This window comes from Rhizobium sp. Leaf262 (assembly GCF_001422245.1).
GTDB lineage: Bacteria > Pseudomonadota > Alphaproteobacteria > Rhizobiales > Rhizobiaceae > Agrobacterium.
Genome location: NZ_LMMM01000012.1, coordinates 303,726 through 323,364 on the forward strand (window position 1 = coordinate 303,726; position 19,639 = coordinate 323,364).

17 protein-coding genes and 1 tRNA gene are annotated in these 19,639 nt (G+C 57.3%); 14 read left to right on the forward strand and 4 right to left on the reverse strand.

Annotated features, from left to right (window positions below):
• Positions 1-31 precede the first annotated feature (31 nt).
• Both ASF29_RS24400 and ASF29_RS12455 read left to right on the forward strand, forming a co-directional pair.
• Positions 32-175, forward strand: a complete 144-nt coding sequence (locus tag ASF29_RS24400; protein WP_156462647.1) for a hypothetical protein — start codon at positions 32-34, stop codon at positions 173-175.
• Positions 176-279: 104 nt separating this feature from the next.
• A complete protein-coding gene (locus ASF29_RS12455; RefSeq protein ID WP_062450987.1) occupies positions 280-525 on the forward strand; it encodes a DUF982 domain-containing protein in 246 nt (81 codons plus the stop codon).
• Positions 526-602: 77 nt separating this feature from the next.
• Here ASF29_RS12455 and ASF29_RS12460 read toward each other — a convergent pair whose 3' ends face one another.
• The 4 genes from ASF29_RS12460 to ASF29_RS12475 form a co-directional block, all read right to left on the reverse strand.
• Positions 603-995: a PRC-barrel domain-containing protein gene (locus ASF29_RS12460; RefSeq protein WP_062450988.1), complete on the reverse strand. Its 393-nt coding sequence runs from the start codon at positions 993-995 to the stop codon at positions 603-605.
• A 93-nt stretch (positions 996-1,088) separates the two neighbouring features.
• Positions 1,089-2,765, reverse strand: a complete 1,677-nt coding sequence (locus tag ASF29_RS12465; RefSeq protein ID WP_062450989.1) for an iron ABC transporter permease — start codon at positions 2,763-2,765, stop codon at positions 1,089-1,091.
• 210 nt (positions 2,766-2,975) lie between these two features.
• The gene (locus tag ASF29_RS12470) at positions 2,976-3,998 is read right to left on the reverse strand and encodes a Fe(3+) ABC transporter substrate-binding protein (RefSeq protein WP_062450990.1); all 1,023 of its coding nucleotides are present in this window, start codon (positions 3,996-3,998) and stop codon (positions 2,976-2,978) included.
• A 149-nt stretch (positions 3,999-4,147) separates the two neighbouring features.
• Positions 4,148-5,200, reverse strand: coding sequence for an ABC transporter ATP-binding protein (locus ASF29_RS12475; protein ID WP_062450991.1), 1,053 nt, complete (start codon positions 5,198-5,200; stop codon positions 4,148-4,150).
• A 274-nt stretch (positions 5,201-5,474) separates the two neighbouring features.
• On the opposite strand from ASF29_RS12475, the gene ASF29_RS12480 reads away from it, so the two are divergent.
• The 12 genes from ASF29_RS12480 (at position 5,475) to ASF29_RS12535 (ending at position 19,593) form a co-directional block, all read left to right on the forward strand.
• Positions 5,475-7,187, forward strand: a complete 1,713-nt coding sequence (locus ASF29_RS12480) for a long-chain-fatty-acid--CoA ligase (protein ID WP_062450992.1) — start codon at positions 5,475-5,477, stop codon at positions 7,185-7,187.
• Between the two features lie 106 nt (positions 7,188-7,293).
• Positions 7,294-8,925 carry a glucose-6-phosphate isomerase gene (pgi, locus tag ASF29_RS12485; RefSeq protein ID WP_062450993.1) on the forward strand — a complete coding sequence of 544 codons (1,632 nt, stop codon included), beginning with the start codon at positions 7,294-7,296 and terminating at the stop codon, positions 8,923-8,925.
• 340 nt (positions 8,926-9,265) lie between these two features.
• The gene (locus tag ASF29_RS12490; protein WP_244473547.1) at positions 9,266-10,636 is read left to right on the forward strand and encodes a HAMP domain-containing sensor histidine kinase; all 1,371 of its coding nucleotides are present in this window, start codon (positions 9,266-9,268) and stop codon (positions 10,634-10,636) included.
• Positions 10,637-10,821: 185 nt separating this feature from the next.
• Positions 10,822-10,898 (forward strand) — tRNA-Arg (locus ASF29_RS12495).
• A gap of 392 nt (positions 10,899-11,290) precedes the next feature.
• Positions 11,291-11,953, forward strand: a complete 663-nt coding sequence (locus ASF29_RS12500; protein ID WP_062450994.1) for a hypothetical protein — start codon at positions 11,291-11,293, stop codon at positions 11,951-11,953.
• Entirely contained in the window at positions 11,950-12,684 is a 735-nt protein-coding gene (locus ASF29_RS12505) for an HAD family phosphatase (protein ID WP_082453478.1), read from the forward strand. The genes ASF29_RS12500 and ASF29_RS12505 overlap by 4 nt, the downstream gene beginning before the upstream one ends.
• An 18-nt stretch (positions 12,685-12,702) precedes the next feature.
• Complete coding sequence (locus ASF29_RS12510; protein WP_062450995.1) at positions 12,703-14,229, forward strand: glycosyltransferase family 2 protein; 1,527 nt, start codon at positions 12,703-12,705, stop codon at positions 14,227-14,229.
• A 57-nt stretch (positions 14,230-14,286) separates the two neighbouring features.
• On the forward strand, positions 14,287-14,946 hold the full coding sequence (locus ASF29_RS12515; RefSeq protein WP_200925536.1) for a hypothetical protein: 660 nt from the start codon (positions 14,287-14,289) through the stop codon (positions 14,944-14,946).
• A 240-nt stretch (positions 14,947-15,186) separates the two neighbouring features.
• A complete protein-coding gene (locus tag ASF29_RS12520; protein ID WP_062450997.1) occupies positions 15,187-16,518 on the forward strand; it encodes an alpha/beta hydrolase in 1,332 nt (443 codons plus the stop codon).
• A gap of 71 nt (positions 16,519-16,589) precedes the next feature.
• Positions 16,590-17,627 (forward strand): 4-hydroxyproline epimerase, encoded by a 1,038-nt coding sequence (locus ASF29_RS12525; protein WP_062450998.1) that lies wholly within the window; start codon positions 16,590-16,592, stop codon positions 17,625-17,627.
• Positions 17,628-17,786: 159 nt separating this feature from the next.
• Complete coding sequence (gene pyrC / locus ASF29_RS12530) at positions 17,787-18,824, forward strand: dihydroorotase (protein ID WP_062450999.1); 1,038 nt, start codon at positions 17,787-17,789, stop codon at positions 18,822-18,824.
• A 70-nt stretch (positions 18,825-18,894) separates the two neighbouring features.
• Positions 18,895-19,593: an orotate phosphoribosyltransferase gene (locus ASF29_RS12535; protein WP_062451000.1), complete on the forward strand. Its 699-nt coding sequence runs from the start codon at positions 18,895-18,897 to the stop codon at positions 19,591-19,593.
• The last annotated feature ends 46 nt before the right edge of the window (positions 19,594-19,639 follow it).

The following is a 19,639-nucleotide window of genomic DNA, read 5'->3' on the forward strand; positions in this document are numbered from 1 at the left end:
ACGCAGCCGCTCACGTTACGGTGAGTGTCAAATGTTTCAGCATCGAACGCTGCATGGACGGTCATCCGTTCTGTTCGATATTACAAAGCGGAGATTATCCATGAACCAGATCATCTATATCGTCGGCCTCGTCGTCATCGTCCTCGCCATTCTGTCGTTCTTCGGCTTCCGCTGAGCCACAACTTTACAGTTGTAAATCTGCGACATTGGAAATATTCTTTTTAACGGGAACCATGTCGACTTTTTGCTCGTTGACATGGGCTGTTAGGGAGGCGTCCGATGAAGCAAACTATATGGACAGAGCCTGTCGAAGTGAATTTCGACAAAACGACAAAAGACATCATAGCCGGCCCGTTCGACGCGCTGGCACTTCTGACCGAAAACTGGCCGCATACGCGCGGGCTGAATTTTGTTCGTGCACGGAGCGCGTGCCGCGCTGCACTTGACGGGCGCAAAACGCCTGAAGAAGCACGCAAGTGCTTCGAAGATGCAGTCTCGGAAGCAAAGCGTCAGCGGGCTCATTAGCCCGCTTTTTCATTTGAACTTTCAAGATGATGCGCGAAAGAAAATGGCCCCGATCGGGGCCATCTCTTTATGCTTTATTACATCCAATAGGGCGGGACGCCGTAGTAGTCGTAGACTTTTCGGTCATCCCGGCCAAATAGGCTCTCATCGTCTTTGTTGGCAAAACGCGGGCCGTTTTCGATCTGCTCTTTTGTCAGATCGATACGGTAGCCATCCAACTCTTCGTCGTAATGCAGCTTTTCCCATGGCAGGGGATAGTAGTCGTCACCGATGCCGAGGAAGCCTCCGAAGCTCAGAACGGCATAAGCGACGCGCCCGCCCCGTTTCTCCAAAATGATTCGCTGGATCGAGCCGATCTTCTTGCTGTCGGCTCCGTAAACGCTGGTGCCTTCGACCTTGTCGCTGGCGATGAAGCTCGGCGTGTCCTTGACGTAGGGGTCCTGACCGGCGCGGGGTTCATGATGTACCATAACGTTTCCTCCTTGGGCTTGCATGCGTTATGGCTTGTAAACCCCAAGGCGGCAAAATCGTTCCGACCTGTCTGCCTCACCACCCGCCCAGCATCACGTGCGCAGACGACCGATGCGAGCCAGCAGGATGACGGGCAGTATGCCGATGACTACGATGGCAAGCGCCGCGATCGAGGCTTCCTCATAGGTCCCTCGGGCGGCTTCACCGTAAAGATGCGTGGCGAATGTTTCGAAGTTCAAGGGGCGCAGCAGCAGCGTTGCTGGCAGTTCCTTGACGCAATCGACAAAGACAAGCAGCGCGGCAGCGGCCATGGCCGCCTTGGACAAGGGCAGATGAACGGCGCTGAAGGTTGCCGTGGATGTTCGTCCCAGCGTTCGCGATGCTTGATCGAAAGAAAGCGGAATACGGCTGAGCCCGGCATCGATGCCACCGCCCGCAATGGTGAGGAACCGGGCGGTATAGGCAAAGATCAGGGCCGTTCCGCTGCCGATGAGCAGAAGCCCGGTGGAAAGTCCGAACCATTGCTGCATCGTGGCATCCAGAAACCGGTCAAACCCGCCAAGTGCGATCAGCACACCAATGGCGATGACGGTGCCCGGCGCGGCGTAGCCGACGGTTGCCAGCCGGAACGACCAGAGCGAGGTCTTGCCCGGGGAAAGCCGCATGGCATAGGCCACCACCAGCCCCGCCCCGACCGTGACCAGCGTGGCCGTACCCGCGAACAGGACGGTATTGAACGTCTCCGCTGCAAAGCGCGAGGAAAGGCCGCTGAACTGGAAACGTTTCCAGGCTTCGACGACGAGATAGATGGCCGGAGCCACAAAGCCGATCAGGATCGGCAGACTGCCGAGACTGAACGCCAGAATACCGCGCAGGCCGTTAAGGCGTGCGGGTGCAAGAACCGTGCTTTTCTGCGCCGAGGTGGAATAGCGTTGCCTGCGCCGCGCCCAACGCTCCACCGCAACAAGGGCGACAACGAGAAGCAGCATGCAGAGCGCAATCTGGGCTGCTCCCGGCAGGTCCGATTTCGTGATCCATGTCGTATAGATCGATACCGTCAGCGTGCGCACGCCCAGAAATTCCGATGCGCCGATATCGTTGAGCGCCTCCATCAGTGCCAGGCTGACACCCACCGCGATGGCCGGACGGGCAAGCGGCACGGCAACGCGGAAGAACAGCGCGTGTCGCGAGGTTCCAAGCATGCGCGCGGCATCCAGCAGATTTCCGGCCTGCGTCAGAAACATCGCCCTGACAGGGATATAGACGTAGGGATAGAGCACGAAGCCAAGCAGAATGATGCAGCCCGTCATCGAGCGGATATCGGGCAGGCGAAATTCGCGCGGACTTGAATATCCCAGCACCCAGCGCACCACGCCCTGCACCGGCCCGAGCGGATGCAGAATATCGAGATAGGCATAGGCGACGATATAGGTCGGCATGGCGAGCGGCAGCAGCAACGCCCATTCCAGCAGCCTTCGCCCACGAAAATCATAGGCGCTGACGAGCCACGCGCTGGCCGTGCCAACAAACCCGGCAAGCAGACCGACGCCGAGCAAAAGTATCAGCGTTTCCGGAAGTGCGGTTGCCAGCACCGTTTCGCGCAGATGCTGCCACAGCCCTGTCGAGCCCTTGATCGCTTCCGACAGCAGCGCCAGAACCGGCAACATGGCGAGCGCGGCGACGACGCACGATGCCAACAGCCACCAGAATGCGGAGTTGATCCGCAGTCTGGGTTTGGAAGGAATGGCTGTGCTGGTGGTGGCGTGCATGCTGATCTTGAGGTTTTGCCGCGCGGAATACGAGGTTGCTTGAAACAGGCAAGGCGCCCGCGTGAAACGGGCGCCTGTTTGTGCAGACGGCTACATTTGACTCCGCGTCATCCTCGGGCTTGTCCCGAGGATCTAATCACCTCACCAAACCTGCTCCGTTACAGAGAATGACGGAGGGGCCGTGGCAAGCGCGGCCAGGAACTGTAGCCCTTAGTTGTCGAAGCCGACCTTATCCACCAGCTGGCTGGCTTCCTTGCGGTGCGACACGATTTCCGTGAGCGGCTTGTTGTCGATCTTCAGTTCGCCGAAGGAGGCAACGATCTTGTCGACGGCAGCGCCCTTGTTGACGGGGTATTCGTAGTTGGCTTCCGCGTAGATCTTCTGGGCTTCGTCGGAAGCCAGATATTCGAGAAGCTTGACGGCTTCGGCCTTGTTCGGTGCGTTCTTGGCAACGGCTGCACCTGACACGTTGACCTGCGTGCCGCCATCCTTGAAGGTCGGCAAGATGACCTTGATGGCTTCGCCCCACTTGACCTGCTCTTCGCCGCCCTTGCCGGAGCGCATCAGGCCGACATAATAGGAATTGGCGATACCGATATCGCAAATGCCACCGAGGATGTCCTTGGCCACATCACGGTCGCCGCCGCCAGCCTTGCGGGCCAGATTGTCCTTCACGCCAGCCAGCCACTTTTCGGTTGCTTCCGCGCCGTGGTGGGCGATGTAATCTGCAAAGAGTGCCGTGTTGTAAGGATGCTGGCCAGAGCGAATGCAAACCTTGCCCTTCCACTTGGCGTCAGCGAGGTCTTCATAATTGAAGGAAGACAGATCGACATCCTTGGCAGCGTAAAGAACGCGTGCGCGCATGGACAGCGCAAACCAGTTGCCCTTGGCATCGCGCAGTTCAGCGGGAATAGCCTTGGTCAGCACCTCGGATTCGACCGGCTGGGTTACGCCCTTTTCGACCAGATCAACCAGATTGCCGGCATCGACCGTCATCAGCACGTCCGCAGGGGAGCTCGCACCTTCGCTCAAGACGCGCTCGGCCAGACCGTCCTTCAGGAACACGGTGTTGACCTTCACGCCGCTGTCCTTGGTGAAGGCTTCGAGCAGCGGCTGGATCAGGGCCGGTTCGCGTGTCGTGTAGATGTTCAGTTCAGCCGCATTGGCCGCACTGGCTGCGAAAGCAACGGTGCTGGCAAGAAGTGCTACTCTGGCGACGGTCGAAGATGTCATGTCTATCCCCCTTGAGACTTGAAAATGATGTCGGAGATGCATGCACCATACCTGATCGAATAAATCAAGTTATGCGCAACCGATTTCTAGGGGTATACCGTCACTTTGAGTTGAATTCGACGCCCTTTTTCGGACCCGAATATCCGTTTTCAATCTGCGGTAAACATCAGCACACTGTCTTTCGCGATGGAAAGCGTGACATGGTCGGCGTTTGCAGGGCTTCTGTTCATGCTGCGCACGCGCAATGCCTGCGCCAGACCGTCGACGCTGACCGACACCTGTTCGATCTCGCCCATAAAGACCCGATGGGTAATGCGGCCCGACACCCCGTCCCCACCGTTTCCATCGGCGAGCGAAATTGCGCTGGGACGGATGTAAGCATAAGCGCGGCTGCCTTCACCGAAAGCCCCCATGTGCGGAAAATCGCCCACGGGTGTTGCCAGATGGCCGTTGCGCACCGTTCCCTCCACCTTGTTGAAGGCACAGAAGAAGTCGGCGGCGTAACGGCTGACGGGATGATCGTGAACCTCATATCCCGTACCGATCTGAACGATACGCCCCTGCTGCATCAGCACCACGCGGTCACCTGCCGAAAGCGCTTCTTCCGGGTCATGCGTCACCATGATGGCCGTCGTCTTCAGCTCCCTCAGCAAGCCCAGCGTTTCTTCCCGTACACTGTCGCGAAGGCCACGGTCCAGATTGGAAAAGGGCTCGTCCATCAAGAGAATGTCAGGCTTGGGCGCCAGAGCCCGTGCCAGCGCGACGCGCTGCTGTTCCCCGCCTGACAGCGTATGCGGATATCGTTTGGCCAGATCGGTCAGCCGCACATGCTCGATCATATCGGCTGCCCGCGCTCTGGCTTGCGCTTTCGGCTGGCCCTTCAGGCCGAAGAGAACATTCTGCTCCACCGTCAGATGCGGAAACAGCGCGTAATCCTGAAAGACGAAGCCGATGCGCCGCTTTTCAGGTTCCATGAAGGTCGTCGGCCCGGCAATCTCGCGCCCGTTCATCATCACAGATCCCGCGTCAGGCGTTTCCACACCGGCGATGATCCGCAACAGGGTGGATTTGCCGCAGCCGGAACGCCCGACAAGGCAGATGATCTCGCCGCGCCTGACCGTCAGGTCGATATTCTCAAGCACATCAACATCGCCGAAACGCTTTCCGATGGTGCTGAGTGTGAGAGCGGCGATTTCTGACATGGCGGTTTCCGTGCATTTCTGTCCGCTTTGTTGATTGCTCAAATCAGGATTAAAGTCAAAAGCCAATCGCTCTCCCCTTCACAACAGATGCAATGGGATTTGGACGGGCAATAGTTGACGTTTACGTTAGAGTTAAATACGCTGATGTGAGTGGATGGTTTTGGAGGCTTCATCTACGATTGCAATATTCGCTGGCGCACCTGTCGGGCTGAGGAGCAGACAGGTATGATCGCGCATCGTAGATGATTGCAAATGCCGGCATGGGGAGGATACTATGAACGACATGAATTTGAGCCGTGAGGAGACCCGCATCGTACAGCGGCCCTGGCTTGCATCCTATCCGCCGGCAGTGCCCGCGGAACTTCCCGACCTCGGCTACGCCTCGCTGGCGGAACTTCTGGAAAAAAGCTGCGCGCGCTATGCGGATCGCAAGGCGTTTTCCAGCATGGGCAAATCGCTGACATACCGCCAGCTGGAAGAACAGACCCGCCGCATCGGTGCGTGGCTGCAGCAACTTGGCCTGCAAAAGGGCGACCGCGTCGCCGTGATGATGCCGAATATTCTGCAGAACCCCGTGGCGACCTATGCCATTCTGCGTGCCGGGCTGACCGTGGTGAATGTCAACCCTCTCTACACCCCGCGCGAGCTTGAACACCAGTTGAAGGATTCCGGCGCGAAAGCGATCTTCGTTCTGGAAAACTTTGCCCATGTCGTTCAGCAGGCGCTGCCCAAGACGGATGTGAAACATGTGATCGTCGCGACGATGGGCGATCTGCTCGGACTGAAAGGCCACATCGTCAATCTTGTGGTCCGCAAGGTCAAGAAGATGGTGCCGGCCTATGCGCTGCCGCAGGCTGTCAGCTTCAAGGATGTTCTGGCGCAATCCCGTCAAATGGACTTGAAGCCCACCCATATCGGCCGCAGCGACGTGGCGTTCCTGCAATATACCGGTGGCACGACGGGCGTTTCCAAGGGCGCGATCCTGACCAACGCCAATCTGCTGGCCAACAAAGCCCAGATCGCGCTTTGGATGGAGCCGGTATTTGCGCTGAAGAACCGGCCAGAGGTCTTGAACTTCGTTTGCGCCCTGCCGCTCTATCACATCTTCGCGCTCACGGTGAACTCGTTGATGGGTATTGCGCTGGGCGGACACAATCTGCTCATTGCCAACCCACGCGATATTCCCGGTTTCGTCAAAGAGCTGTCGGCTTACAAGCCCCACATCTTTCCGGGGATCAACACGCTGTTCAACGCGCTGTTGAACAATGAGGATTTCCGCAAGCTCGACCTGTCCTCGCTCCTGCTGGTGCTGGGCGGCGGCATGGCGGTTCAAAGACCTGTTGCCGAACGCTGGACCTCCGTCACCGGTTCTCAGATCAGCGAAGGATATGGCCTTTCGGAAACCTCGCCGGTGGCGACCGTGAATTGCCTGACGGCGAGCGGATTCAGCGGCACTATCGGCCTTCCCGTGTCATCCACCGACATCGACATTCGCGATGATGACGGCAACAGTCTGCCGCTTGGCGAAGTGGGCGAAATTTGTATTCGCGGCCCGCAGGTCATGCCGGGTTACTGGCAGCGCCCGGATGAGACCGCCAAGGTCATGACGCCGGATGGTTTCTTCCGGTCCGGCGACATGGGTTTCATGGATGAGGCCGGTTACACCAAAATCGTGGACCGTAAGAAGGACATGATCCTCGTCTCGGGCTTCAACGTCTATCCCAACGAAATCGAAGAGGTGGCCGCCGCCCATCCCGGCGTGCAGGAATGTGCCGCAGTGGGCGTTGTGGATGAGCATTCCGGCGAGGCCGTGAAGCTTTACGTGGTGAAAAAAGATGAGGCGTTGACGGTGGAAGAGCTGAAGGCCTTCTGCGCCAAAAGCCTGACCAACTACAAGCGACCGAAGTTCATCGAGTTCCTGCCGGAACTGCCCAAGACCAATGTCGGCAAGATCCTGCGGCGTGAACTTCGAAAGCTGGCTAACTGATTGGTGTGCTTTACGATATTTCAATCGATTTAGCTATCTCGCCTTGATTTAGCCCGATGAAAAAGAATAGTTTCCTCATCCTTCCACGGAGCATGAGGAGCATTCCATGCAGGCCATCGTCGAAAACCTGAAATCCACTGCCGCGAAGACTGCCGCCACCGATCTTCGCGCCGCTTTTGCCGCAAACGCTAATCGTTTCGAGCAATTCAGCGTGCGCTTCGACGATCTGCTGATGGATTACTCCAAATGCGCCGTGAATGACGAGGTGCTGGCGCTTCTTGAAAAGCTGGCCATCGAAGGCGGCGTCGAGAAAAAGCGTGACGAAATGTTCTCCGGCGCGGAGATCAACTTCACCGAAGGCCGCGCCGTGCTGCACACGGCACTGCGCAACCGTTCCAACACCCCGGTCCTTGTCGAAGGCAAGGACGTGATGCCTGACGTGAACGGCGTGCTGGCTGCTATGGGCAAATTCGCCGATGCCATCCGCTCCGGCACGCTGAAGGGTGCAACCGGCAAAAAGATCACCGATATCGTCAACATCGGCATTGGCGGCTCCGATCTCGGCCCGGTCATGGCCACGCTGGCGCTGGCGCCCTTCCACGATGGCCCGCGCGCGCATTTCGTTTCCAACATCGACGGCGCGCATATTGCCGATACGCTGAAGCTGATCGATCCGGAAACATCGCTCTTCATCATCGCGTCGAAAACCTTCACCACCATCGAGACGATGACGAACGCGGCCGCGGCCCGCGCCTTCATCGCCGACAAGCTGGGCGAAGAGGCCGTCGGCCACCACTTCTGCGCTGTTTCCACCGCGCTCGACAAGGTCGCGAAATTCGGCATCGATAGCGACCGTGTCTTCGGTTTTTGGGATTGGGTCGGCGGTCGCTACTCCATCTGGTCGGCCATCGGCCTGCCGCTGATGATTGCCATTGGCCCTGACAATTTCGGCAAGTTCCTGGATGGCGCACATGCCATGGACACCCATTTCCGCGAAGCGCCGGTGCGCCAAAACCTGCCCATGCTTCTCGGCCTCATCGGCTTTTATCACCGCAATGTGCTGGATTACTCGACCCGCGCCATTCTGCCCTACGACCAGCGCCTGTCGCGCTTCCCGGCCTATCTGCAACAGCTGGATATGGAATCCAACGGCAAGGGCGTCACCATCGATGGCACGCCTGTCGAAGGTCAGTCCGGCCCTGTCGTGTGGGGCGAGCCCGGCACGAACGGCCAGCACGCTTTCTACCAGTTGATCCACCAGGGCACGAGCGTCATTCCCGCCGAATTCATGATTGCCGCCAATGGTTTCGAGCCGAAGCTGCGCCACCAGCATCAGCTGCTCATCGCCAATTGCCTTGCACAATCGGAAGCGCTGATGAAGGGCCGCACGCTGGCCGAGGCGAAAGAGCAGCTGACCTCCAAGGGCATGGACGACAAGAAGGCCGATTTCATCGCCCCTCACCGCGTCTTCACCGGCAACCGCCCGTCCATCACCTTCGTCTACGACAAGCTGACGCCGTTTGCGCTCGGTCGCCTCATCGCGCTTTACGAACACCGCGTCTTCGTGGAAGGCGTGCTGTTCCGCATCAACTCCTTCGACCAGTGGGGCGTGGAGCTTGGCAAGGAACTGGCAACCGGCCTTCTGCCCGTGGTCGAAGGCAAGGAAAGTGCTGAAGGCCATGACAGCTCGACGCAGGGTCTAGTCAAGGCGCTGTCTGGGCTGGCGAAGACGGCCTGACGATCTGCAAGCCGCGCATCCGCTGCCGGTCATGTCAGCCTGTACCTATCACGAACCCGCTGAACTGATCGGCGGGTTTGTTTTTTCGCGGGACCTGACGACACCTCACTGCGTAAGCGTGTCCATGCGCTTGAAAATCGTGCGAAAAGCCTATTAACGCTTGGAATTCGGGTCTCGCGCCGATATGACACCAATGGCCCATGCAACAACAGGAACAGGCCTGGTGTTTTCGACCATCACAAACAGGACCGACAGTCGGCAGGCTGACCCGCAGAGCGAGGTACCGGCCTTGACGAAAGGCCTGTCCGGTCGCCTTCTGTTGCTGACGGTGATTTTCGTCATGATCGCCGAAGTCCTGATCTTCGTACCGTCCGTCGCCAATATGCGCCTTTCGTGGCTGCGCGACCGGCTCAACACTGCGGCAGCAGCCGGTGTTGTCATCGATGGCCTGCAGACCGAACTGCCCAGAAGCGTCCAGAACGACACCTTGCTGGCCACCGGTGCAAAGCTGATCGCGCTGAGAAAAGACGGCACCAACACTTTGCTGGCTGCCACCGAAGTCCCACCGAGCGTGGACGATCAATATGATCTGTCCGATGTCTCGCAACTGGCTGCCGTGCGGGACGCCTTCTCCGTTTTGCTGTTTGGCGGCAATCGCGTCATTCGTGTGTTCGATGTCATCGGCGACAGCAACATGATCATCGAGATCGTCATCGGCGAACACAAGCTGCGCGCTGCGATGATCGCCTATGCTGGCAACGTCTTGATGATTTCGGTTGCCCTGTCCCTGATTACCGCCAGCCTGATTTTCGTGTCGATCAATCGCATTCTCATTCGGCCCATTCGCCGGCTGACTGTCGGGATGCAGGTGTTTTCAGACCAGCCGGATGACCCGTCACGGGTGTTCAGACCCGACGATGGCAGCGATGAGCTTGCCGTGGCAGGTCGACATCTGGCCGACATGCAGACGCAGCTGCAAAAGACGCTGAAGCAGCAGAAGAATCTCGCCGATCTCGGCCTCGCCGTTTCCAAGATCAACCACGACATGCGCAACATACTGTCGTCTGCCCAGCTGATGTCAGACAGGCTGGTCGATGTCGAGGACCCCATGGTACGAAGCTTTGCGCCGAAACTGCTGCGCACCATCGACCGCGCCGTGGGCTATACCAGCGAAGTTCTGGCCTATGGCCAAGCCACAGAAGGCGCGCCGAAGCGCCGTCTTGTCGATCTGGATGAGCTGGTGCAGGACGTCAAGGACATCCTTGCCATCGATCCGACAAGCCGCATCGAATTCGTCGATACCGTTCCGCAGGGTCTGCGAATCGATGCCGACAGCGAGCAATTGTTCCGCGTCCTCTACAATCTCTGTCGCAACGCGGTTCAGGCCCTGCAACAGGCAAGCGACGAAGACTACCCGGACAAGCGCCTGACCATTGCCGCTCAGCGCCACGCAGACGTCGTCAGCATCGTTATCGATGACAATGGACCGGGCATGCCTCAAAAAGCCCGCGAGAACCTCTTCTCGGCCTTCCGCGGCTCTGCCCGCTCCGGCGGCACCGGCCTCGGCCTCGTCATCGCGCGTGAGCTCGTGCTATCGCACAAGGGCACCATCGCGCTCGTGGAAAAATCTCACCACGGTACCCAGTTCCGTATCGAAATCCCTGATCGCCCTGCGACCGAGACACGCCCCGCGACGGTTGGAGACGCCTGACCGGGCAAAGCCAATTTCAACGTCAGTTCTTTGCCGTGAAAATCACCAAATCAAAAAACACATAAATTTCAAATGTTTAGTAATTTCATTACACGAAAATGACAATTTCTCAGCAAAATCGCTTGCATTAAAACCGAGGACGTTTTAGAGGATCGCCACGCCAACGGAACATGCTTCCACGGCACGCACCCGTAGCTCAGCTGGATAGAGCACCAGACTACGAATCTGGGGGTCAGGAGTTCGAATCTCTTCGGGTGCGCCATTTTTCTTCTAAAAAATCTGCAAAAGACAATCTGCCAAATGAGCGACCATGCGTGGTCTCTCGCGGAGGCCGAACTGACGCTTTGCATCCTGTTCCATAATCCAATGATGTTTAAACGGTCTAGCTTTGGGCGCGACGATGTTCATTGCGCATGTCGTTGTTTTCCAAAACCGCTTTTATAGTGTCTTTTCGATCTTTCGTATCAACTGACGAAAGTAACGCCGGGCACGATAGGTCGATGCACAGTATTTTGAGAAAATTGCACGTCTGGCAATAAGCTTGGCGCAAGCTCGATATCTTTAATGGAAAATAGAATATCTCGATTCAAATCAAAATAAGAACGGCGATGACAAAGTTCGTCGGCAGGTGAGCTGCAACGGGGCAGTTTTAAGATGAGTGATCTTGCTAAAAGTCATATTCTGGCACATCGCGGCAGTTGGAACGACAGTATTACAAAAAACTCACGCGAAGCGTTCTCCCGTGCACTTTTGGCTGGCTATGGGCTGGAAACGGATATCCGCGATCTCGATGGGGCGCTGGTCGTTTCCCATGATCCGCCAAAAACGTCCGACGACATCATTTCATTTGAATGGCTTCTCGATTTCTACGTTTCCAACAAATGTGACGGGGTGCTCGCACTCAACATCAAATCCGATGGATTGGCCACGATCGCTGACGACACTCTTCGACGTTATGGCGTTTCGCAATATTTTGTGTTCGACATGTCCATTCCTGACATGCTTGCCTATTTGAAAGCAGATATGCCTGCCTACAGCCGTGTGAGCGAATATGAGCCCGAACCTGCTCTGGCTGACCGATGCTCGGGCATCTGGCTGGATAATTTCACGGGCCAGTTTCCTCAAGTTGCAGCGGCGGTCAAACTTCAGGCACTGGGCAAGCCGATCGCGGTTGTCTCCCCTGAGCTCCACAGGAGACCGCATCTAGCTGTCTGGGAAGAGCTGAGTAACAGGGTCGATCTGACCATGTCTTCCATATTGCTGTGCACCGATTTTCCGGATGAGGCGGCGTCATTTTTCAGGAGTGCAACATTATGATCAAAGCGGTTCTGTTCGACATGGACGGCGTCCTCATCGATGCCAAGGATTGGCACTATGAGGCGCTTAACCGCGCTCTTGAATTGTTCGGTTACACCATCAGCCGAGAGTCCCATCTGTCGACCTTTGACGGTCTGCCGACCCGCCGCAAGCTGGAGATTCTGAGTGCGGCCCACGGTCTGCCAAGTGGGCTGAGTGACCTGATCAACAATCTCAAGCAGAACTATACGATCGAGCTTACGCATTTGCGTTGCAAGCCGGTCTTCCACCATCAGAAAGCTCTGTCACGATTGCACAAAAGTGGTCGCAAGATCGCCGTTTGCTCGAACTCCATCCGCAACTCGATTGAAGTGATGATGCGGCTTGCGGCACTGACACCTTTCATCGACGAGATCATTTCCAATGAAGACGTGGTCAAGGCCAAGCCTGATCCAGAAATGTATCTCTCTGCGATGCAGCGCTTTGGCGTCGAACCGCATGAGTGCCTTATCTTGGAAGATAACGAGCATGGAATACGCGCCGCCCGCGCAAGCGGCGGTCATGTGCTTGTCGTGGGGACACCGGCAGACGTGACCTACGAACGCATCATGGCCCGTATCAACGAAATCGAGCTTGCGGAAATGACGCAATTGCTCGCAGAAGGCGCGGACGCGGACGCCAACATTTTGATGAATAGCCGTGTTTCGGGAAATGTCGGCAACAACGATATTTCACCACGCAAGATAGCGTAACATCAGTCAGGATTCGCTATGCAGATTCTCATGCCGATTGCCAGCCACTCCCAGTTCTTTCCCGAACAGGAGTATTTCTTTCCCAAGCCGTTGATCGAAATCGCTGGCAAACCGATGATAGACTCGGTCGTATCGGCTTTGAAGACGTCGATTCCCGGCGCCCGCTTCTGCTTCATCATCTCTGCCGATGATGCGCGGAAGTTTTCTCTCGATGAAACCTTGAGAATTGTCGGCGGACACCATACCCGGGTTGTGCAACGCGTTGGCGAGACCAAAGGCGGGCTTTGTTCAGCACTTCTTGCAGGCGACGAACTTGACCACGAACAGCCACTCGTCATCTGCAACAGCGATCAGATCATCGATGTGCCCCTCATGGACATCCTCGAAAAATTTCAGCAGGACGATGTGGCGTCCGGCGTCATCACCTTTCGCTCAGTCCATCCCAGATGGTGCTACATCGTGCCAGAGGAGCATGGCCGTGTCGCCCAGGCAGCGGAAAAGCGTGTGGTCTCCGATATCGCCATTGCCGGTTTCTACTATTTCAAACGCGCAGGGGATTTCTTCGCTGCCGCTCGTCGCGCTATTCTCAGCAGCGATGAGGTCGATGGACAATATTACTTTTCGGCCGCGCTCAACCAGATCATCCTTCAGGACATGACCGTCGCTTATGTGAAAATCGACGCGTCCAAATATTATAGTTTCTATTCACCGGAAAAAGTCGCGGAATTTGCCGCTACCGAACTTGCGGCCAATCTGCGTGATCAACCAACGACCGACACACTCATCAACGTTATGATACCTGCTGCCGGTGAGGGAAGCCGCTTTGCCAAGCAGAATTGGCGCAAACCCAAGCCCTTCATCAATGTCGATGGACGTATGATGCTCGAGCATGTCATCGAAAACGTTTGCCCGACAAACGCGAGTGCCACGGTCTTGCTGCGCGCCGAACATATCAAGACATGTGGTGCCGATGTGGAGCGTCTGAATGAGATGGGCGTGACCATTCGAACGGTCGACCGCCTGACTGAAGGAACCGCCTGTACCTTGCTCCTTGCGCGCAGCACCTTCGACAACGACCAGCCAATGCTCGTTGCAAACTCCGATCAATGGGTCGATTTCGACTGCAGTGCTTTCGTCAAGGATTGCCTTGATCGCAAGCTCGACGGTTCTATCCTGGTGTTTCGCGATGCCGATATGGACCCGAAATGGTCTTTTGCAAAAGTCGATGAGAATGGGCTGGTAACAGAGGTCGCCGAGAAAAAGCCGATTTCCGATCTCGCGACCGTCGGCATCTACCTATTTCGTCGTGGCTCCGATTTTGTTCGTGCGGCCATTGACATGATTGCCAGCAATGACCGCGTCAACAACGAGTTCTACACCTGCCCGGCTTACAATTATATGATCCGCAACGGTGCCAGGATCGGGGTCTACGAGGTCGGCCGCGATGCGATGAAGGGTCTTGGAACGCCAGAAGATCTGACTGCATTTCTGGTCGAGCGTGGAGCGCCTGTGTCGGTCGATGCGCCGATGTCGATGGCCGGTTGATGGACGATGGCAGGTTCTGACGTCACCATTGTGGTTCCCCTGGCAGGACCGGATTTCGTGTCAGCGGATGGCAGCGTAAAGGCGCTCAAGAATATCGGCGATCCTCAGCCGTTTTTGCAGGCGACATTAATGCAGCGCCCGTGGGCCGGGAAGGTCGCGCCTACGGCCTATACATTCGTTTTGCACGATCGGCGCGAAACCCGTGCTTTTGCGGAGTCGCATCTGGAGGCCTGGTTTCCCGGTTGCAAAGTCGTTTTCATCTCTCACTTCACCGCTGGTGCCGCTCTCAGCAGCCTGGCTGGCGCTGCCGTACAACTTGGCAGCGACAATCGACCGTTGCTGATCGACCTTGCTGACATCCTGTACACGACGGACCTCGATCCAGCGCGCCATTTTGACGAAAACCCTACTGATGGCGGCATTGCTTTGACCTTTGCCAGCACCAATCCAATCTACAGCTACTTGCGGAAGGACGCCCATGGCAAAGTTGTCGAAGCCGCAGAAAAAAAGGTCATTTCCGAAGAAGCCTCGGCTGGAACCTATGCGTTCAAAAGCGGTCCGGTTTTTTTACGAGCGGTTGCTCATGCTCTAGAAAACGCGTCGACGCAGACCTATCGCGACTTGTTCTTCGTCTGTCCGCTTTTCAATGGCGTGATCGCTCAGTCGCTGAACGTAGCGGTTCACGGTGTAACCAACATACGAGACGTGAAATCATGATGCCGTTATCAAAACGACAGGCCGACATCAGGAATGTGACGACAGATAGACCTGCCGACGAAAATAAAAGGGTTTCATCACTCCAACGCGGTTGAGGCCCGGTCTGCCTGAAGAACGACATATGCCCGTTTCGCGGCTGGCTTATGTAGGGCTATTCTGCAATAAGGGAGCAATTGATTGCCGAGGCTCTCGCTCGTCATTTTGACGATGGAACCTCCGTCCTGCTCCCGGAGTATCGGAATGGCCGCAAGGCTCGTTGCTTTAGTTACCCTGCTTGCCTTTCTTGTCAGTTGCGGCGGACGTCCTATCGGGGTCATGACACCCACAGGGCAAGTCGTGCAGGGCACGTCTGCGGTCAACCTGCTTGTGGCGACCACGCGTGCGCCGTCCGATGACAAGGCGATTCTGTTTGGCGGTGAGCGTGGTACGGGATTGAAGGTGGATGCCATAACCGTGTCCATTCCACCTGCGGCGAACCGCAAGGTAGGCCAGGTGCAATGGCCGAAGAAGCTGCCTGCCGATCCACTCAAGAATTTCACCACCGTTTCCGTCGAGCCGATTGCCGATGAGGCGCAAAGCCGCAGCTGGATCAAGCGCCACAGCCTGAAGAGCAAGCGCGTGCTGGTCTTCGTGCACGGCTTCAACAACCGCTATGAGGAATCGGTCTATCGCTTTGCGCAGATCGTCCATGATTCCGGCTCCGATGTGATGCCGGTCGTGTTTACATGGCCATCGCGCGCCAGCGTGTTTGATTATAATTACGATAAGGAAAGCACCAATTATTCCCGCGATGCGCTGGAAGAGATGCTGACACGGCTGGCCAAAGATGGCTCGATCAATGATGTTACCATCATGGCGCATTCCATGGGTACCTGGCTTGCGGTGGAGGCTTTGCGCCAGATGGCGATCCGCCATGGCCGGGTTTATCCCAAGATCAACAATGTCATTCTGGCTGCACCCGATCTCGATGTGGATGTGTTTGCCCGGCAATACGCCAGCCTTGGCAAGGAAAAGCCGAAATTCACGCTGTTCGTCTCTCAGGATGACCGGGCGCTCAGCCTCTCGCGTCGCATTTCCGGCAATGTCGACCGCCTCGGCCAGATCGATCCGTCAGCGGAGCCCTATCGCAGCCAGTTGGAGAGTGCTGGAATCACCGTGCTTGACCTGACCAAGCTGAAATCCGGTGACAATCTCAACCATGGCAAGTTCGCTGAAAGCCCCGAGGTCGTGCGCCTCATCGGCGACCGGTTGATTGCCGGGCAGACGGTAACGGATTCCGATGTCGGCCTCGGCGAAGCCATCGGTGCCGTGGGCATTGGTGCCGCGCAGACGGTCGGCACGGCGGCGAGCGTCGTGGTCAGCGCACCGATTGCGGTGTTCGATCCGCGCACGCGGGAAAACTACGGGCGACAGGTCGAGCGCCTTGGTCGCTCCGTGGGTAACACGGTCGGTTCGGTGGGAGACACGGCAACCAGCGTTGTCGATCCGCAGGCACTGAACGGAAGCACACGACGGTCGAACGACTGCAGCCTGTCTATCAATCGCGGAAATTCCGAATGCCGGGATCGCTGAACACGCAATATACAAACAGTATTTTATCGGATATGACCGGCTGATAATAATCCATTTTCGGAGTGGTCCCCATGCGCTTCAGACGCACAATTCAGCTTCTCGATGTTCATTGCGAAGGTGAAATCGGGCGTGTGGCGACAGGTGGCGTGCCGAAAATTCCGGGCAATACGGTGGCCGAGCAGCTGCATTGGCTCAATACCGATCCGAAAGGCGAAGAGCTTCGCCGCTTCCTGACGCTGGAGCCGCGCGGCGCGCCCATCGGCTCCGTCAATCTGCTGCTGCCGCCGAAGCACCCGGATGCAGATGCTGCTTTCGTCATTCTCCAGCCGGATCAGGCGCATGCAAGCTCCGGCTCCAACTCCATCTGCGCCACGACCGCGCTGCTGGAAAGCGGCATGGTGGAGATGAAAGAGCCGGAAACCATCGTCATGCTGGAAACGGCTGCCGGTCTGGTAAAGGCAACCGCCACCTGCCGCGATGGACGCTGCGAGACGGTGAAACTCACCATGGTGCCATCCTTCGTGCATGAGCTGGATGTTGAGATCGACACGCCGGATTGGGGCCGCATCCGCATGGATATCGCCTATGGCGGCATTTTCTACGCGTTGGTAGATGTGAGCCAGATCGGACTGACCATCGAAAAGGCCAATGCGGCGAAACTGGTGACGGCGGGCATGGTGCTGAAGGATATCGTCAACCGCGAAATCCCCGTCGTGCATCCCGAAATCCCCGCCATTTCGGGCGTGGCCTATGTCATGTTCCGCGATACCGAAGCCGATGGCACCATCCGCACCTGCACCACCATGTGGCCGGGCCGGGCGGATCGCTCGCCCTGCGGCACCGGCAATTCAGCCAATCTGGCCACGCTGCATGCGCGCGGAAAGGTGCAGGTCGGTGACACCTACACATCCCGCTCCATCATCGGCACACAGTTCGAGGTGGGCCTGTCGGCGGTCACGGACGTTGCTGGCAAACCGGCAGTCATTCCCACCATTACCGGGCGCGGGTTCACCTTCGGCCTGCATCAGGTCTGGCTCGACCCGAACGATCCGCTGGCCGATGGTTTTGCCATGACCGATGTCTGGGGTCCGCAGGCGGGCGCGATTTAACGCCAGCTTTTGCGCTGAAAAAGTGGTTTTTGGCGCTGTCTTCTCGCGCAGAATGGTGTTAAACGGGCGCAATTCCAGCAAGCTGTCGGTCTTGTTTTACGCATGTCGTTATCGCAAAACCGCGGCACACTTTTGCGCGACATGCTTTGGAGCCCCACGATGAAGTCGATCACCCTTCGCCGCCCTGATGACTGGCACCTGCATTTGCGCGATGGTGCGATGCTGGAAGGCGTGATTGGTGATACCAGCCGCCATTTCGCGCGCGCCATCATCATGCCCAACCTCGTGCCCCCGGTGGTGACGACGGCAGATGCGATTGCCTACAAGGACCGTATCGTCAAAGCCATTCCAGCGGGGGATCGTTTCGAACCGCTGATGACGCTCTACCTCACCGAACACACCAGCCCTGACGACGTGGAAGAAGGCAAGAACAGCGGCCTCATCACCGCCGTCAAACTCTACCCCGCCGGTGCCACCACCAATTCCCACGGTGGCGTCAGGGATATGGACAAGGCCATGCCGGTGCTGGAGCGCATGGCGAAGATCGGCCTGCCGCTTTGCGTGCACGGCGAAGTGACGACGCCGGAAGTGGATATTTTCGACCGCGAAAAGGTCTTCATCGATACGGTTCTGGCCCCGCTGCGCCAGCGCCTGCCGGAACTGAAAGTCACGATGGAGCATGTGACGACGCGCGATGGCGTGGATTACATCAAGGCATCCAAGGCCAATCTGGCCGGTTCCATCACCACCCACCACCTCATCATCAACCGCAACGCCATTCTGGTGGGCGGCATCAAGCCGCATTATTATTGCCTGCCAGTGGCCAAGCGCGAAGAGCATCGTCTGGCACTACGCGCTGCCGCCACGTCTGGCGACAAGCGCTTCTTCCTCGGCACGGATTCCGCCCCGCATGTGGACCCGCTGAAGGAATGCGCCTGTGGTTGCGCCGGTGTTTACACCTCCATCAACACCATGAGCTGCCTTGCCCATGTGTTCGAGCAGGACAACGCGCTCGATAAACTCGAAGCCTTCGCCTCGCTGAACGGCCCGGCATGGTATGGTCTGGCGTCCAACGACGACACGATCACCATGGTCAAGCGCGATGATCCGGTGAGCTTCCCGGAGAAGATCGACACCGGCGCAGGTCCGGTCACGGTGTTCGACCCGATGTTCCCGCTGCACTGGGACGTTGCCTGAATTTTTCAATCGCTGCCGGTTTATCCGGCAGTTTTTTTATGCACTCGATGATCAAAAGAGGAAAATGCCGATGTCCCAGTTTACATTCACGGATCGCGCGCTTGTGGCGGAACTTGTTGCGAAGATGTTGTGGGAAATCAAGGCGGTGCATTTCAACTCTGAAAGCCCCTACACCTTTGCTTCCGGCATGAAGAGCCCGGTCTATATCGACATGCGCAAGCTGATTTCATATCCCCGCATCCGCTCCACCGTCATGGATTTCGCCGCAGCCAAGATCGTTGCCGATGCTGGCTTCGAGACATTCGATTGCGTGGCCGGTGGTGAAACGGCGGGCATTCCCTTCGCAGCCTTTCTGGCGGAACGCTTGGGCCTGCCGATGATCTATTGCCGCAAGAAGCCCAAGGGCCATGGCCGCAATGCGCAGATCGAAGGCCATATGCCTGAGGGTGCGCGCGTGCTCGTCATCGAAGACCTGACGACCGCTGGCGGCTCCATGTTCACCTTCATCAATGCTATCAGAGCCGCTGGCGGCATTGTCGATCACGGCATTGCGCTGTTCTATTACGGCATCTTCCCGGAGGCTGAAGCACGCTTTGGCAACGGAAACGTGAAGCTGCATTACTTGAGCACATGGCGCAATGTTCTGGCCGTCGCCCGCGCGGAAAAACTCTTCGATGACAAGACCTTGTCGGAAGTCGAGGCCTTTCTCGACAACCCGCTGCCATGGTCTGCTGCCCGCGGCGGGGTCAGCGAATTGCCGCAATCCTGATCTTGTTTGGGGAAGAATTTTCGATTGGCAGACATCTGGCCATTTC

Excerpts from the sequence above, each read along its gene's own strand:
- ASF29_RS12475 (WP_062450991.1), bottom strand. The coding sequence starts at position 5,200 with ATGTCAGAAATCGCCGCTCTCACACTCAGCACCATCGGAAAGCGTTTC.
- ASF29_RS12460 (WP_062450988.1), bottom strand. The coding sequence starts at position 995 with ATGGTACATCATGAACCCCGCGCCGGTCAGGACCCCTACGTCAAGGAC.
- ASF29_RS12525 (WP_062450998.1), top strand. The coding sequence starts at position 16,590 with ATGCGCTTCAGACGCACAATTCAGCTTCTCGATGTTCATTGCGAAGGT.
- ASF29_RS12500 (WP_062450994.1), top strand. The coding sequence starts at position 11,291 with ATGAGTGATCTTGCTAAAAGTCATATTCTGGCACATCGCGGCAGTTGG.
- ASF29_RS12510 (WP_062450995.1), top strand. The coding sequence starts at position 12,703 with ATGCAGATTCTCATGCCGATTGCCAGCCACTCCCAGTTCTTTCCCGAA.
- pyrC (WP_062450999.1), top strand. The coding sequence starts at position 17,787 with ATGAAGTCGATCACCCTTCGCCGCCCTGATGACTGGCACCTGCATTTG.
- ASF29_RS12490 (WP_244473547.1), top strand. The coding sequence starts at position 9,266 with ATGATCGCCGAAGTCCTGATCTTCGTACCGTCCGTCGCCAATATGCGC.
- ASF29_RS12520 (WP_062450997.1), top strand. The coding sequence starts at position 15,187 with ATGGCCGCAAGGCTCGTTGCTTTAGTTACCCTGCTTGCCTTTCTTGTC.
- ASF29_RS24400 (WP_156462647.1), top strand. The coding sequence starts at position 32 with ATGTTTCAGCATCGAACGCTGCATGGACGGTCATCCGTTCTGTTCGAT.
- ASF29_RS12505 (WP_082453478.1), top strand. The coding sequence starts at position 11,950 with ATGATCAAAGCGGTTCTGTTCGACATGGACGGCGTCCTCATCGATGCC.
- pgi (WP_062450993.1), top strand. The coding sequence starts at position 7,294 with ATGCAGGCCATCGTCGAAAACCTGAAATCCACTGCCGCGAAGACTGCC.
- ASF29_RS12535 (WP_062451000.1), top strand. The coding sequence starts at position 18,895 with ATGTCCCAGTTTACATTCACGGATCGCGCGCTTGTGGCGGAACTTGTT.
- ASF29_RS12455 (WP_062450987.1), top strand. The coding sequence starts at position 280 with ATGAAGCAAACTATATGGACAGAGCCTGTCGAAGTGAATTTCGACAAA.
- ASF29_RS12480 (WP_062450992.1), top strand. The coding sequence starts at position 5,475 with ATGAACGACATGAATTTGAGCCGTGAGGAGACCCGCATCGTACAGCGG.
- ASF29_RS12465 (WP_062450989.1), bottom strand. The coding sequence starts at position 2,765 with ATGCACGCCACCACCAGCACAGCCATTCCTTCCAAACCCAGACTGCGG.
- ASF29_RS12470 (WP_062450990.1), bottom strand. The coding sequence starts at position 3,998 with ATGACATCTTCGACCGTCGCCAGAGTAGCACTTCTTGCCAGCACCGTT.